The sequence below is a fragment of the Saccharopolyspora sp. CA-218241 genome (genome assembly GCF_050954615.1).
In the GTDB taxonomy this organism is placed as follows: Bacteria; Actinomycetota; Actinomycetes; order Mycobacteriales; family Pseudonocardiaceae; genus Saccharopolyspora; species Saccharopolyspora cebuensis.
The window spans coordinates 3,889,894-3,904,042 of record NZ_CP191860.1 but is presented as its reverse complement, the minus strand read 5'-3'; the positions used below and the strand labels follow the sequence as shown (position 1 = coordinate 3,904,042).

The following is a 14,149-nucleotide window of genomic DNA, read 5'->3' as shown; positions in this document are numbered from 1 at the left end:
CTCCGCGACCCGCGGCACCTTGAACCGCTTCATCCGGGGGCGAGCACGATCGGTGCAAAAACGGAGGAGCAACGTCGATACGCGCAATATCGGATCGTGCGTATCAGGTACCCAACCTGACGTCACTATCGGTTCAGCGTTGACCGAAACAAATTCACAATAGGAGCATCCGCTCAACCGGGCAACGACGTGGAAGGGCCGACCGACGCTCGGGGAGGCGTCGGTCGGCCCCAGGACTGGATGCCAGGTGTCGGGGCGCTGGCACCATCGTCGTCGTAGCCGAAGCGCTCGTCGGTGCCATCGAGACGGATCTTGTCCTCGTCGTGGTGGTCGGCCTGGCGTTCGGTGTGGTCGTCGTGGTGGTCTTCGCGGGTTTCCAGGACCGCGTCGCGGAGGGCTTCGATGCGTTCGATGGCGTCGTCGCGCTGGAAGTTCTGGTTCGGGTTGGTCATGGTCTGCCTCCACTTCTCGGTGATCGTTCGCCAAGCGTCGGCCTTGGCGGTATCGCCGCTGGGTTCTGGGCCCAGCGGCACGTTCGGGTCGGTGCTGTGGACGTCGAAGGTTTCGCGGTAGGCGGCGGCGAGCCCGGCGATCTCCTCCCATTCCTCCGCCGCGTTCGGGGCTTGTGGTCGCGGTCCGAGAGGCGCGGCCCAGGCTGGTTGATCGGTGGCGACGTGGTCGCGGAGCTCGTCGACCCGCGCCTGCACCGCTGTGGCGATGTCGTCGAGTTCGTCAGCTAGGTCGGGCTCGGCGGCGCGCACGGTGGGGTGCGGCGTGACCATCCAGGCCAGTGCGGGCTGCTCACCTGCGTCGTGGTGGCGTTGGTCGGTGAGGTCGTCGACGACGATTTGGGCTGCGTAGCGGTGGGCGTCCATCGGGTCGTGGGCGGGCCGCGTGGCGAGGTGGCGGGCAGCGATGGCGACTGCCGCGTCGGCTTCGAGGCCTTCGGCGGCTCCGGCGGCGGCGTGCCGCCACACCAGGTGCCACGCGTCGGTGAACTGCTCGTCCGGCGCGGCAGCGGCGACGAGGTCCTGCCAGCGGTCGACCTGGTCTGCGGTGGGTTCGGCGACGCGTGCTGGGGGTTGGTGGTCGGCGATGTGGACTTCGATCCGCCATCGCAGTACCGCGGCCGGGTCCTCGACGTCATCGAGGCTGCCTTGGCCGGCGGTGCGCGCGACCAGCCGATCCGGTTGCCACCCGGCTGCCTCGGCTCGGCGCAGGCTGGCCAGCAGTGCGGCTTCGGCGGGTTGGTCCAAGCCTTCCGGGGCGTGCTCGGCCAAGGCGCGGAGAGAAACCCGGTCGAGCAGTTCTCGGCTGGTGTTCTGGTGGCGTTCGACCAGGGCCGACAGTGGTTCTTCCTGCCGGTCGGTGAAGGTGCGCAGTAGCTCGTCGGCGTCGATCCCGTCGCGCAGCCGCTCGAGCGCATCCGGACCGGAGTCTGCGGCCGAGGCACTGGTGTGGTCGCCGGGTGGGTTCCACTGCTCGATGAGGTGGTGCCACGCGCGGGCTTGCAAGCCGTGGCCGTGGGGCTCCTCGCCGAGCGGGTGGGTGGGGTCGTCGCTGGTGATGCCGTAGGTGTCGCGGTAGGCCGCGGCCATACCAGCCAGGGTGTCCCAGCGTTCGGCGAGCACCGGATCCCCGGGGCGAGGCCCCAGGCCGGCGGTCCAGCGAGGCGGCTCAGCGGCCACCTGCGCGCGGAGTTCCGCGTGCCGGTCGTGGATCGCCGCGTCGAGGCGGTGGAGGTAGTCGCGGAGTTCGTCGCTGAGGCTGGCGTGGTCGGGGCGGGCTAGCCACGGCAACGCTGGCGACCATCCCGCGCCGCTGGCGCGTTGTTCGGCCAGTGCATCAGAGACCGCACCGGCTGCGTAGCGGTGCGCATCCATCGGATCGTGGGAGGGCCGGTCGGCGAGCTGGCGCGCAGCGGTGGCCACCGCCGCGTCGGCGTCCAGTCCGTCGGCGGAAGCTGCGGCCGCCTGGCGCCATACCGGCATCCAGATGGGTTCTTCGACGTCGGCGGTGGCGTCGTGGCGCTCGACGATGCTGCGCCACCGGTTGACCTCGGCCATCGTGGGCGCTGCGGTGCGCTCGGGTGGTGGGTCGTGCAGGAGGCGCTGCTCGATGCGCCATTGCAGTACCGCCGACGGGTCGTCTACGTCGTCCAGCGACCCTTGTGCCAGGGCTGCAGGCACGAGGTGTTCGGCTTGCCAGCCGAGGTCTTCGGCGGTGCGCACGGTCTGCCGCAGCGCCGGGGCGGCGGGCAGCTCCAGCAGGTGCGGGGCGTGCTCGGTGAGCACCGCGTCGACGCGTTCGGCAGTGCCGAGGTGGGCGACGTAGTCGTGGTGGCCGACCAGGGTGCGCAGCGACTCCGCCTTGTCCAGGGACGCACGCAGCTCCTCGGTCGCGGAGGTCTCGGCGCTGCTGCGCTGCAGGGCGGCTTCGAGGACTCCGCGTGCGGTGCGCTCGAGCGGCGTTTCCTGGTGGGAGTCGATGGTGTGCTGCACCGTCTCGACGTAGAGCTGGTTGTCGTGCTCGGCGCGGGTGACCTGGGTGTAGAGCTGCTCGCGCGAGAGCCCTTGCGGCACGAGGCTGTGCGCGGAACCTCCTTTCACCGACATGCCTTGCGAGCGGTTCACCGTGGCGGCGTAGGCGAGCTCGACATGCTCGGCGACGTAGTCGGCCGGGAGCGCGATCGTGCCGCCGCTGCCCTGGTGGCGCAGCCGGAGCCCGCCGCCGCGCCGGACGTTCTGCACCGCCCAGGTGTCGCCGTTCTTCACGAAGTCCTTGCCGCCGAACAGCGTTTTGAGCCGGTCGTTGTGCCGCGTGACGACCAGGTCGCCCTTGCTGGCGGCCGTGCCGTCGTGGAGCTGCACCGCTCGGCCGTCGTCGACGTCGCCGCGGTGCAACCGCAGTTCGCGGGCTTGGAGGTTGAGGGCGGTGACGTCGTCGTTGGCGGGCACGATCAGCAGCGACGGTCGCCCGGCATCGAGGTCGGTGCGCCAGGCGCGGTGCGCGGCGTCGCGCATCGTCTCCCGGCTGCCTTCGTGCACCCAGCCCTGCTGGAAGTAGTAGTCGAGGCCCGAGGGATCTGCGGTGTGCAGCTTCAGCGACGCTTCGGCCTGGGCGTGGTCGGCGAACCGGACGACCTGTTTCAGCCGGAGCGCTCCGTTGCGGTGGGCGAACCACCGCACCGCTCCTCCGGCTTCGACCGCGGCGAGCTGCTTGTCGTCGCCGACCATCCGCACGTCCGCACCCCGGTTCAGGGCGTAGCGGACGACGTCGTGCAGCGTGTGCGTTCCGGCCATCGCGGTCTCGTCGATGATGAGCACATCGCTGCGGGCGAACGGGAACGTCTTCTCGGCCGTGCCGAGCCGCATTGCTGTGGTGACCTGGTGCAGCGTGTGCGGCCGGGCGCCGATGGAGGTGCCGAGTTCTTGCGCGGCGCGGGCGCTCGGCCCGAACGCGTAGACCTCGCCGGCCTCGGCCCGCCAAGCGTCGGCGAACACTCGCATCGTCGTGGTCTTGCCCGCACCCGCCGGGGCATATAGCAGCTGCACCCGCCGCCCCGAAGTCGCGAACCCGGCCACCGCCCGCTGCTGCCCGGCGTTGAGCGTCGTGCCCCGCAGCGCGCGCTGAACGGTGGCGTCGGCCGATGCGCACGCCGTCGCGGCGCCGTCCCCACGCGGCCAGCGCGGACTCCTCGCGCAGCGTGCGGTGCGTGGTGAACCGCTGGGCGTTGTGCTCGGTGAACACGCTCTCGCCGCTGGCCCGGCGCAGCTCCGACGGCTCCTCGACCGCGGGCGGCGCCTGCAACGCCACCGTGTCGGCATCCCGGATGACCGCCTCAACGACCTGGCTGACGAGCTGGTCGCGAGTGCCGGCCGGGACGCGCAGGTGAGCGGTCTGGCGGTGTGCTTCGGCTTCGAGGTTCCAGGTGTTGAAGTGCGCGTAGTGCTCCGAGACCGTCGTCAACGTCCACGCGGCGACCTCGGTGACGTCGACGTCGGTGACCTGTTCCGGCATGCCGCCGAACACCCGCTGGCCGAGCGAGCCGAGCACCCTCTCACCGACCATTCCGTCGGCTTGTTCGCGCCAGCGACGGAGGTGCTCCGCCAGCGAGCGCGGCGCCTGCTTGGCTTGCCGGGTGCCGTATTGCGCGCGGCGTCCGATCTCCAGCACGTCCTTCGGGCTCGGCTCGTGACCGTGGGTGCGGCGGAACTCGACGATGGCGCGGGCGCGTTCCTGCTCGACCGCGGAAGCGCGTTGGGAGAACCCGGACAGCAGCTCGGTGGGCACCCCGTCGAGCTCCCAGACCGGGCGCTTGAGGTCGATGCCCTCCCGCGGTCGTTCGCCCCAGGAGGCGCCCTGCTCACCGGCAATCAGGGACTGAGGTGGTCACGTCGCGTCCTCGGGCTTGGCGAGGTGGGGCCACTTCTCGATGTCGAGGTCCGGCTGGTTGACCAGCTGCTCGACGTGGGATAGCGGGTAGCCCAGCGCCTCCAGCAGCTCGAAGTAGAAGCGGCTGTCGTCGGTGGGTCGGCGCCAACTGGAGTCGGCTTGGCTGGTGTAGGCGCGGTCCCAGTGCTGTTCGCAGGCACCGATGACTTGGGTGAGGCGGACGAGCACGGCTTGGGTCTCGGTGGTGGTCTTCTTCTGCAGGTGCACCGTGATCGGGTGGTGGTCGCGCCGGTGGTCCTCGGGTTCAGCCAAACCCAGGAGGGTGCAGGCGTAGCGGTGCGCCGGTGCGGCCTCGGCGAGGTGGTCGCTAGCCAGCACCGGTGCGAGGGCGAGCCAGTGGCGCACCCGCTGCGGCAGCGCGGCCGGTTTGCGCTTGCGCCAGCCGGTGAAGTACTTCGTCAGCCACTCGCGGCGGTCGGTCTTGGCGTCGCGCCAGGCCTTGTTGTTCTCGGCCGCGCGCTTGCGTTCGGCGGCTTGCCAGGCGGCGTCGAGTTCGGGCTGCGTGTCCCGCGCGGTCTGCATGAGGTGGCCGTGGGTGGCGTAGTCGGTGCAGACGTAGCGGACGTCCGCGGTCGACAGGTCGGGGGCGGTCTCGACGTAGGCGGCATGGCCCGGGCAGCCCGCGTGCTCCTCGGCGGTGAGGGGCCGCCCGGCGTCGGCGAACAGGGCGGACAGATCGGCCACGCCGTCGGTGTCGGGGTCGGCGATCGGCACACCGTCGGCGCGCAGCCGCGCCTCGGCCTCCTCGGCACGGACCGTGGCGAGGAGGCGGTGGCCGTGCGCGGCGTGGTCCAGGCAGTACTCGGTGATCTCGACCTCCAGGAGGCGGTCCACCCACACCGACGCCGCCCGTCCCGGGCAGTCGGCGTGTCCGACCGGGTCGATCGGCTCTGTGTCCTGGCCGGAGCACAGCTCGTCCAGGCGCACGGCATCCTCGGGAACGTCGCGCTCGTCGAAGATCGCGTAGCCCAGCTCGGTGATCCGGCGCGACTCCTCGGCCAACGCGGTGCGCTGATCCCGCTCGCGCCGCAGCCGCCCGATGGTCCACTCGAAGTTGTGGGGCCGGTCCCGCAGGACGTCCACCAGAGCCTGGTGGGCGGCCTCGTCGTCGGCGAACTCGGCCAGCTGGGACAGCGTCAGCAGGTCGGTGTCCGGTAGGGCCTCGCTGGCGGTGTGGGTGCGGGAGCTGGCGGCGACCGCGCGGCCGGCGCGGACGCGCTCGACCGGGCGGGTCAGCTGATGCGCGATCGCGTCCTCGTCCAAGCCCTCCAAGGCCAGTTGATCGTAGAGCCCGGCCTCCTCGGCTTGGGTGTAGCCCTCGCGGTGGAAGTTCTCGATGCCCTGGGCCACCAGCACGTCTCGCCGGGTGGTGCCGGGTGCGTGGACCAGGACGTCGAGGACGAGCCCCGGGTTCTCCTTGTCGGTGACCGCGACCGCGGCGGCGTGGCGGTGAAAGCCCACCAGCACTTCCAGCACGCCGTCGGGATCCGGGGCCACATTGATCACCGAGACCATCGGGTTCAGCCCGTGCTCGGCAACCGAGGTCACGAGGTCCGGGCGGTGCTCGCGAATGTCTCCGACCACGCGGCTGTTGCCCTCCGCGCGCAGGTCCCGCGGTTCGACCCCGTGCACAACGTACGGGTAGACGACCTGGCCCGCGGTGGTGTCCGGTTCGACGTCGACGTTCGTCGTCATGATGATCTCCTCAATCCAGATGTGTGCGGGTATGGCCAGTCCGGACACCGACGCCGGTAGCGGCGCGCGCCCGGTTCGTTCAGCAGGCATAAGGAAAGGGGCACGGCACCGAAGTGCCGTGCCCCTGGAGCGGCCATGCCGCAGGTCAGAAGGGCGCCTCCTCAGCCCCGGCCCCGACTCCTGCGGGGACCGGAGCGGCGTCCCACGGACCCGATTCGGGCGCCGGTGCCTGCGCGCGGGTCACCTTGGCCACCTGCGCGGTCGCGTACCGCAGGTCCGGGCCGATCGCGTCGACCTCCAGCTCCATGACCGTGCGCTTCTCGCCCTCCTTGGTCTCGAAGGAACGTTGCCGCAACCGGCCCTGCACGATCACCCGCATGCCGCGAGTGAGCGACTCGGCGGCGTGCTCGGCCAGCTGCCGGAAGATGTTGCACCGCAGGAACACCGACTGTCCGTCCTGCCACTGGCCGGCCTTGCGGTCGAAGTAGCGCGGGTTGTTCGCCACGGTCATGTTCGCCACCGCGTCCCCGGACTGGAAGTACCGCAGCTCGGGGTCCCCGGTCAGGTTGCCGATCACGGTGATCTCGGTTTCGCCAGCCATGATGTCCTCCTAGGAAGTCAGCGATCTGCCAATGCCGACAACCCCTCACCGACCCGGGGCCGTGCCCGAGGGACTGTCGATCTGCGACTGGCGCAATCAGGGCGGGACCGCTGGTGCACGGGGGCGCGTCAGCGCCTCGCGCAGCGACGCCGAAGGCGCCCGTGCGGCAGCGGGCACGCCCTGATCGACTTCGTGCAGATCGACAGGCCCGGGACGGACCCGGCTGCTTGCCAACCCACCACCTGCCCTGGTCAGGTCTGTGCAGGGGGCGAATGCGCTGTCGCAGGTTCAGAAACGGTGGTGCGGACGGTGAACATCACCCAGCGTCGTCGTCGAGGACCACGACGCCGCATGGAGTGCACACCACGAGGTGGTGCACAACCGCGCTGCATCATGTCGGCGAGCGGCGCGATCGCCGCACGGCATCTCGACATCGAGTTGACCGCCTCGGCAGGCTAAGCCGCCCGGGGCGACGACCACCTTTCGTCCATCATGAACTGAGCGTGCCCCGAGGTGAGCTCGGTTCCGCGGCACGGTGCCGTGTCCCGGGTGTCGAAGCGTCAGGCTTGCCGAGGTGTGCCGGTCAGCGTGCGCAGGCGGTCCACATGGGTCGGCAGTTCGCGCAGGTAATCCACGAGAATCGGCAGCCATCCGCGGACACGGTGCTTGAGTTCGGTCGGCAGCGCGACGTCCGATTCGAACTCTGCCCAGTCGGAACTCGTGGCCCATTCCAGGGTCTGCACCAGTCGATGCAGGCTGGTGTTGGGTTCGGGCGGCGGTTGCCCGTAGCCGGTGAAGAAGGCCGCAGGCAAACCGGTCTCGTTGAACAGCGAGGCGTGTTTGTCCAGGAGTGCGATCTCCATCGCCGGATCGGCGACGCGGGGATGGTCCCAATCGATCAGCACCGCCTGCTCGGGCGTGATCAGCACGTTCCACATGTTGATGTCCCCGTGCCCGAAGGCGGACGCCGCCGTTCGCAGGGCCGTGGCGGCGTCGTCGACGAGCGCGTGCACATCAGACAGGTAGTCCACGCAATCCGGCAGGAGCTGGTGCAGGCCTGGCCGTGCGTTGTCGATCAGCCGGTGCAGCTGCTCGACCGGGTCGACCGGGGTGAGCACGAATCGATCCGCAGCGAGTTCCTCGGCGGCGAGCCCAGCGGGAAACCCGACCGCGTGCACGCGGCGGTAGGCCGCTCCGACCATGCGCCACACCCCGGCGGTATCCCGGCCCGCTTCGATGAGGTCCCCCAACAGGTCCCCGTCGACGAACTCGATCACACTGCCGCGCTCGTTGGCCGCCAGCAGCGCTGGTGCCGGGAGGCCATGCTGCTCCAGGAAACGAGCACGTGGCCACTCAGGTGCACGAGGCTGGGGAAACCGCCGCAATACCACGCGGCGGCCACCGGCCAGGACCACCGTGCTGATCTCGTTGTCGAATCCGCGGCCTACCTTTGGCATCGCCGATACCGGAGGTGGCAGGTCCGCCTGCGCCACCAGCTCGTCCAGCACCTGCCGTGATGAGGTCCGCACACCGGAAACCTATCGCAGCTCGGGCCGTTCGGCGTGGATCACGACTGACGGTCCCGTTGTGGAGTGGGACCGATTCACTGGTCGTATGCTGCTTCAACGAGGTGCGGTTAGTCGGCTCGGGGTCCTGTGGCCACGACGTACCAATAGTCAAGGTCGACGTGGGTAAGTTGATCTATCCGTCGAGTGGGACAACGTACGCAGCCGGGGATCACCACCTCGGTGCCGCAGCTGCTACGCAGCCCTAAGATCGGACGGCACTAGATGAGGATGACGCGGCGGCCCCGTGTGTGGCCGGCTTGGCTGTCGATGTGGGCTTGGGCGGCTTCGGTCAGGGTGTAGGTCGTGTCGACCGGGATGTGGAGCTTTCCCCGTGCGATGAGCGTGGCGGCCTCGGCGAGTGCGTCGGGCACGCTTCCGGCCTCGCCGGAGAATCGGACGCCGAACTGCGGCGCGTCGAGGTCGGCGATGGAGACGACCTTCCGCGGGTCCCGGGTGAGTTCGAGGAGTTCGGGGATCACGCCGGAGCCGGCGATGTCGAGGGCTGCGTCGATGGGACCGAGCTGGCGCGCTCGGTCGACCCAGCCGGGGCCGTAGGTCGTGGCGAGGGCGCCGAGGCTGCGCAGGTAGTCCTGGTTGGCCGCCCCGGCCGTGCCGATCACCGCGATGCCGCGGTCGCGGGCGATCTGCAGCACCGCGGACCCGACTCCGCCGGAGGCGCCGCTGACCAGGAGCGTCTGCCCGGGCTGGACGCCGACTTGGTCGAGGGTGCGCAGCGCGGTCTCGACCACGGAGGGATATCCGGCAGCCTGGTCGAAGGGCAGGTCGTCGGGCATCCGGGCCCAGGCCGAGAGCACGGCGAACTCGGCGTAGGTGTCGGTGCCTTCGCCGAACACGCGGTCGCCGATGTCGACCCCTTCGACGCCTTCCCCGATCTCGTCGACCACTCCGGAGGCGTCCAGTCCGAGTCCGGCGGGCAGCCGGACCGGATGGGCCTTGAGGACCTGGCCTTCGCGGATTCTCCAGTCGGCGGGGTTCACGCCTGCTGCTCGCACCGCGATGCGCACCTGGCCTGGTCCTGCGTGGGGTTCCTCGGTCTCGACGAGGTGCAGGACCTCCGGACCGCCGAACTCGGCGAAGTTCACCTTCTTCATGCCGCAGACCATAGCACTAACGGTTAGCGTTTTGGAACGGTTGTTTTTTCGCACCTGGTAGTGTTGGTGCATGGCTGAGCAGACCGGCCGCCGCGAGCGCAAGAAGGCCGCAACCCGTCAGAAGATCGCCGAGGCCGCCCGGTGCCTGTTCGCGGAGCGCGGCTACGACGCGGTGGGCATCCGCGAGATCGCCGCTGCGGCCGACGTCGCCGTGACCACGCTGTTCTCCCACTTCAGCTCGAAAGAGGCCCTGGTCTTCGAGCAGGACGAGGACTTCGAGCAGCGCTTGGTGCGGGCGGTCGCCGACCGGGAGCCGCACGAGGCGCTCATCCCCGCCCTGCGCCGCGAGATCCACGCCATGGTGCGGCACTGCACGGCGGAGGCCGCCGCCCCGCTGTGGCGCATGATCGAGGGATCACCGGCGCTGCGGCAGTACGAGGTGTCGATGCGACAGCGCCACGCCCGGTCGCTGGCAACGGCCATCGCCGCCGACCTGGACTTGCCGCGGACCACGCCGACCTGCAGCGCGATCGCACGCTTCGTGGTCGACGCCTTCTCGATCGCCCGCGAAGCCGACGACCCGCACACCGCGGTGGACGAGGTCTTCGGCATGATCGAGGCGGCTTGGGCGATCGCCGGTGCCACTCCACGGGACAACGCTGCGGTGTGAGGCGGAGGGGATGGAGAACGCGCCAGCGGGGAACGGATCCCGACCGGCTCGTCGCAAGAACAAGGCTGAGAAGGGCAGTAGAGACGACGCGCGCTGTGCCGCGCCACCATGCCGTGAACACGTTGGTCATCGGCGAAGTTCGCTTCGCCCGCGCGCGCCGAATGCGAGGACTGCGGCGGCCACGGCGACGTGGTCGGTCCACGTGCGCGGGGGTGAACAGCGCTAAGGAGCCCGGCTCTGCGGGTCGGGATGACCGCACGGAGCCGGGCCCCGGGGGTCAGGCAGTCAGGTGACCGGGTCGCAGCAGACCATCGGCACTCCGGTGAGTGCGAAGCCGTCACGGCCGTCGAGGAGAAGCTCCACTTCGACGAGGAGGACGCGAGGGTCCGCCACCGCGCACGCGCAACGACGGGTCGCCGACGTGGTCGGGCGGCTCGCGCCGAGCGGCCGTCGCTGACCACGGGAGATGACACCATGCCGATCCCGGAGCCGGAGGGAATTCTGTGGGGCCTGGTCAGACCCCTCAGCGGGTGGCCGGAGACCAACGAGAACCTCATTCGCCACGACCTTGCGCCGGGATGGCGTGACGGCTCGGTCGCGTTCGAGACCGCGAGCGAGTTCAACGCCGCTCCCTTTCACGCCGCCTGGCCGGACGCCGCCGGCCACGAGTACGGCACCCGCGTCACCGAGACGGCGCGCACAGCCGGCGAGGTCAACAACGCCATGGCCCGACTCGCCACGCACGCCGACCAACTGGCGGACAAGGTCGGCCGGGCCGAGGAGGCGATCCGCACCCTGATGTCGGCCGGCACGGAACTCGCCGAAGGCAGTGGCCATGTGGCTGCCCGCTCCGCCGTCGTCGGCGGACCCCCGGGAGTCGTGTTCGGAGCCCCTTACGCGGCGGCGGTGCTGGCCGTCCTTGTCCCGCGGCTGGCCGGCGAGGTGAACGACATCCTGGACCGAACGGCGGTGAGTGTTGCCGCCGGCCTACCGGAACCGGGCAACGGGAACGGGCCGGTGCACGACGGCAATGGTGGCGGCGGACAGTTCGGATCCGACCCGGACACGCTCGACCAGGAACTGACCGAGCCGGTATACGACGCCGCGGCCGCGCTGGCGAGTCCGGTCATGCCGGACGCGGCCAAGTTCCTGGCGCATTATCTGGACGGAACCGGCACGACCATGGACGTCGATCCGAATCAGGTCGTCCGGGACGTGCCGAAGGTGCAGCAGGCGGTCGACGAGCAACTCAACAGGCAACTGCGGATGGTTAGCGATCAGGCTGCTGCGGAAGGGAGCTACGGACAACCGATCCCGTTCTCGTCAGAGTGGCAGGAACTCGACATCGAGCCTGAAGGAAACATGAACTGGCACCTCGCGATCGGCAGAACGAACCATTCGGTCAGTGGTGAGGCCACGGTGCACCCGCCGACTCCGGACGGGCCACCGCGGGTCGAGGTGACCTACCAGACGCACATCGCAGACCGGTACGACTTCGAGGCCAACGACCTTGGCAAGGGGGTGGCGCCTGGTGGCGTGGCCATCCCCGGCATGGATGACGCGTTCATCAGCCCGTTCCACCGCGCGGGCACGGCCCAGGACTTCACCACCATCGGCGAGTCCGCAACGCGCACCGAGACCAGGGAGATCCGATGATCGCGGGCGAGTTCATCGAGATGGAGGTGACCGGCGCCGAGAACGTGTTCGCGTCCCTCAGCGTGAAGGGCACCGCGCTGGACGCGTTCTGGAACCGGGCGCGGTGGACCGTCGCGGCCGGTGAAGCAGGCATCGGCGGCGACAGGATCGCGCAGGCGTTCCGCGGCGTTTACGACCCGGCCGCCACCGGTACCCGCCGGAAGGCCGATCGCCTGCCCACAGCGTTCGCGAACCTGGTCAGCTCCGGTCGGACGGCCGCGTCCGAGTACCAGGAGGCTGATCGCACAGCAGCGCAAGGGTTCCCAGGCCCGCGGTCGCCTGAAGTCCTCGGCGATCACAGCAAGGAATGTGGCGCCTTTGGTGGCATCCTTCGCGAAGGCCGCGCAGGCCGCCTTCACCCGCAACGCCAGCGACGATGCGCAGTTCGGCGAGCCCGAGGTTCGGTTCGGGTCTGGACCGGTCACGCTCCTGATGCCGTTCCTGCTCGAGCAGAAGGCCACCAACGAGCTGCTCTACACCGGCGACGTGGTCGACGCGAATCGCGCCTTGGAGCTGGGCCTGGTCAACCGAGTGGTTTCTCCGGACGGGCTGGAGGCGACCGTGGAGCAGCTCGCCGCGAAGAACTGACGCCGCTGCCCATCCTGCGCTACACCAAGCGTGCGATCACCCGGGCCTACGAGGCGATGGGACTGCGCGACGCCGTCATGGCGAACCACGACATCGCCGCAGTACTTAATTCAGCGTACACGCCCGAACGCGCCGAGTTCACCGAACTCGTTGCGACTAAAGGGATTCGGGCTGCCCTCGCGTGGCGGGACGCGCGCTACTCCGCAGTGGATTGAGCCGATGCAGCACGGCGGAGTGTATTGCTGTGGCACGTCGAATCGGAGGACTGAGAACGGCTGACGGTCGGTGCTCGGGAGTGGGATGCTCCCGAGCACCGACCGTGTGCAATGTTCCGCTCTTCGAGGAGTCAGGCTTTCCTCGACGGGTCCTCAGTGTGGCGTCCTCTCGCCGTTATGCCTGTGGCAACTGTTCATGAGGAGGTAGGCGGTCGTGCGTTCTTTGGCCGGGGTTGCGGAAAGCGTGGATGAGGTCGAACTCGAAGTAGAGCGCATCCCGGCTCTCGGGGACGTACCGATCACGTCTGTCGGGGGTGATCTCCAAGGAACCTTCCTCGACGACGGCGTACTCGCCCCAACCGGGCTGGTGAGGAACGAACTCACCCGCGTCCACGCCGAGCTGCTGATCGCCCGCGGGCTCGGTGACCTCCGCTTGACCCTGCCGCTCAGCGAGGAGAACTGATGCCCACCCCGCCACTGCCGCCCGAAGTCCAAGCCGCGCTCGCCGAGCCGCCGCCGACCGTGATCGCCACGGTCCGCCCGGACGGCCCACCCGTCACCGTCCCGACCTGGTACCTCGTCGAGGACGACCGGCACCTGCTGTTGAGCATCGACGCCACCAACGCCCGAGGTGATCGGCTGGCGCACCTGCGCGCCCACCCGCTGGTCTCGATCACGGCGCTGGGCCGCGAGAGCTGGTACGACGCCGTCACCGTCCAAGGCAGAGCGGTCGAGTTCTTCGACGACGTCGACCTCGAACTCGTCGACCGCATGCCCGCGGTGCACACCGGAGGCCCGTACCGGATCCGGCGTCCTCGCACCGCGGTGCGCGTTGAGATCATCGACTGGGCCCGGTCGGTGCCGAAGACCTAGCTCGGGCGCGGGCGAAAAGGGCATCACGGATGTGGCCGGGTTGTAGCATGAGAGGCATGAAGGAGTCCTTGGGTGCGCGGACCGGCCTCCCTCCTGCGCAGGGGGAGGAGCACTCGTCCCTCGCCCTCGCCAACACCGCCGTCGCGCTGCCCGGTGAGCAGACCGTCGACTTCCTGGGGACGCCCGCGCAGGCGAATGACTGGCTGGTGGAACGAGGTCTGGCTCCGGCCCACGCCGACGTGCAGGAGATGTGCGCGACGCAGCTGCGTTCGCTGCGCGAGCAGATCAGGTCCTTGCTCGCCTCGCGTGCCGCCGGGGTCCCGGCGCTGCCCGCTGCGGTGGCGGCCATCAACGACGCGATGACGCGCGTTCCCACCGCGCCGCTGCTGCAGTGGGACGACAAGGCAGGCCCGTACCGCACGCCGCCGCACCCCACCACCGCGATCGTCGAGCACGCCCTGGCCATCCTGGCGGCCGACGCCGCCGACCTGCTCACCTCGTCCGAGGCCGAACGCCTCACCGCGTGCGCTTCCACGCCCTGCAACCGGTTCCTCCTGCGCCAGGGGCGTCGCCACTGGTGCTCCGTTCGCTGCGGCGATCGCGCTCGCGCGGCCCGCGCCTACGCTCGCCGCACCCGCGCCGGAGTGGGATGAGGCGCGTCCGGGTCTGATCTCCCG

11 protein-coding genes and 1 pseudogene are annotated in these 14,149 nt (G+C 69.8%); 6 read left to right on the top strand and 6 right to left on the bottom strand.

The annotated features are described in order from the left end of the window. Window positions 1–173 precede the first annotated feature (173 nt). The 6 genes and pseudogenes from ACQP0T_RS18555 to ACQP0T_RS18530 all read right to left on the bottom strand — a co-directional run bounded on the left by ACQP0T_RS18555 (window position 174) and on the right by ACQP0T_RS18530 (window position 9,431). Window positions 174–3,827: an AAA family ATPase gene (locus ACQP0T_RS18555; protein WP_433869233.1), complete on the bottom strand. Its 3,654-nt coding sequence runs from the start codon at window positions 3,825–3,827 to the stop codon at window positions 174–176. A gap of 307 nt (window positions 3,828–4,134) precedes the next feature. Further along, a pseudogene (locus tag ACQP0T_RS18550) lies at window positions 4,135–4,329 on the bottom strand (relaxase domain-containing protein); the annotation flags it as partial. Between the two features lie 63 nt (window positions 4,330–4,392). Beyond that, window positions 4,393–6,150, bottom strand: a complete 1,758-nt coding sequence (locus ACQP0T_RS18545; protein WP_433869232.1) for a hypothetical protein — start codon at window positions 6,148–6,150, stop codon at window positions 4,393–4,395. Window positions 6,151–6,295: 145 nt separating this feature from the next. Further along, window positions 6,296–6,751 (bottom strand): single-stranded DNA-binding protein, encoded by a 456-nt coding sequence (locus tag ACQP0T_RS18540; protein WP_433869231.1) that lies wholly within the window; start codon window positions 6,749–6,751, stop codon window positions 6,296–6,298. Between the two features lie 560 nt (window positions 6,752–7,311). Next, complete coding sequence (locus ACQP0T_RS18535) at window positions 7,312–8,259, bottom strand: phosphotransferase family protein (protein WP_433869230.1); 948 nt, start codon at window positions 8,257–8,259, stop codon at window positions 7,312–7,314. 278 nt (window positions 8,260–8,537) lie between these two features. After that, window positions 8,538–9,431 carry an NADP-dependent oxidoreductase gene (locus tag ACQP0T_RS18530; RefSeq protein WP_433869229.1) on the bottom strand — a complete coding sequence of 298 codons (894 nt, stop codon included), beginning with the start codon at window positions 9,429–9,431 and terminating at the stop codon, window positions 8,538–8,540. A gap of 70 nt (window positions 9,432–9,501) precedes the next feature. Between ACQP0T_RS18530 and ACQP0T_RS18525 the strand changes: the two genes are divergently transcribed. The 6 genes from ACQP0T_RS18525 (at window position 9,502) to ACQP0T_RS18500 (ending at window position 14,125) form a co-directional block, all read left to right on the top strand. Continuing rightward, on the top strand, window positions 9,502–10,101 hold the full coding sequence (locus ACQP0T_RS18525) for a TetR/AcrR family transcriptional regulator (protein ID WP_433869228.1): 600 nt from the start codon (window positions 9,502–9,504) through the stop codon (window positions 10,099–10,101). 474 nt (window positions 10,102–10,575) lie between these two features. Then, a complete protein-coding gene (locus tag ACQP0T_RS18520) occupies window positions 10,576–11,757 on the top strand; it encodes a hypothetical protein (RefSeq protein ID WP_433869227.1) in 1,182 nt (393 codons plus the stop codon). Window positions 11,758–12,117: 360 nt separating this feature from the next. Then, a complete protein-coding gene (locus ACQP0T_RS18515; protein WP_433869226.1) occupies window positions 12,118–12,384 on the top strand; it encodes an enoyl-CoA hydratase/isomerase family protein in 267 nt (88 codons plus the stop codon). 429 nt (window positions 12,385–12,813) lie between these two features. Then, on the top strand, window positions 12,814–13,062 hold the full coding sequence (locus ACQP0T_RS18510; protein WP_433869225.1) for a hypothetical protein: 249 nt from the start codon (window positions 12,814–12,816) through the stop codon (window positions 13,060–13,062). Continuing rightward, entirely contained in the window at window positions 13,062–13,472 is a 411-nt protein-coding gene (locus ACQP0T_RS18505) for a pyridoxamine 5'-phosphate oxidase family protein (protein WP_433869224.1), read from the top strand. Before ACQP0T_RS18510 ends, ACQP0T_RS18505 begins: the two co-directional genes overlap by 1 nt. 56 nt (window positions 13,473–13,528) lie before the next feature. Next, entirely contained in the window at window positions 13,529–14,125 is a 597-nt protein-coding gene (locus ACQP0T_RS18500; protein ID WP_433869223.1) for an ABATE domain-containing protein, read from the top strand. Window positions 14,126–14,149: the final 24 nt, after the last annotated feature.

Coding starts and splice junctions, on each gene's coding strand:
- ACQP0T_RS18520 (WP_433869227.1), top strand. CDS start 10,576: ATGCCGATCCCGGAGCCGGAGGGAATTCTGTGGGGCCTGGTCAGACCC.
- ACQP0T_RS18500 (WP_433869223.1), top strand. CDS start 13,529: ATGAAGGAGTCCTTGGGTGCGCGGACCGGCCTCCCTCCTGCGCAGGGG.
- ACQP0T_RS18525 (WP_433869228.1), top strand. CDS start 9,502: ATGGCTGAGCAGACCGGCCGCCGCGAGCGCAAGAAGGCCGCAACCCGT.
- ACQP0T_RS18540 (WP_433869231.1), bottom strand. CDS start 6,751: ATGGCTGGCGAAACCGAGATCACCGTGATCGGCAACCTGACCGGGGAC.
- ACQP0T_RS18530 (WP_433869229.1), bottom strand. CDS start 9,431: ATGAAGAAGGTGAACTTCGCCGAGTTCGGCGGTCCGGAGGTCCTGCAC.
- ACQP0T_RS18545 (WP_433869232.1), bottom strand. CDS start 6,150: ATGACGACGAACGTCGACGTCGAACCGGACACCACCGCGGGCCAGGTC.
- ACQP0T_RS18505 (WP_433869224.1), top strand. CDS start 13,062: ATGCCCACCCCGCCACTGCCGCCCGAAGTCCAAGCCGCGCTCGCCGAG.
- ACQP0T_RS18555 (WP_433869233.1), bottom strand. CDS start 3,827: ATGCCGACACGGTGGCGTTGCAGGCGCCGCCCGCGGTCGAGGAGCCGT.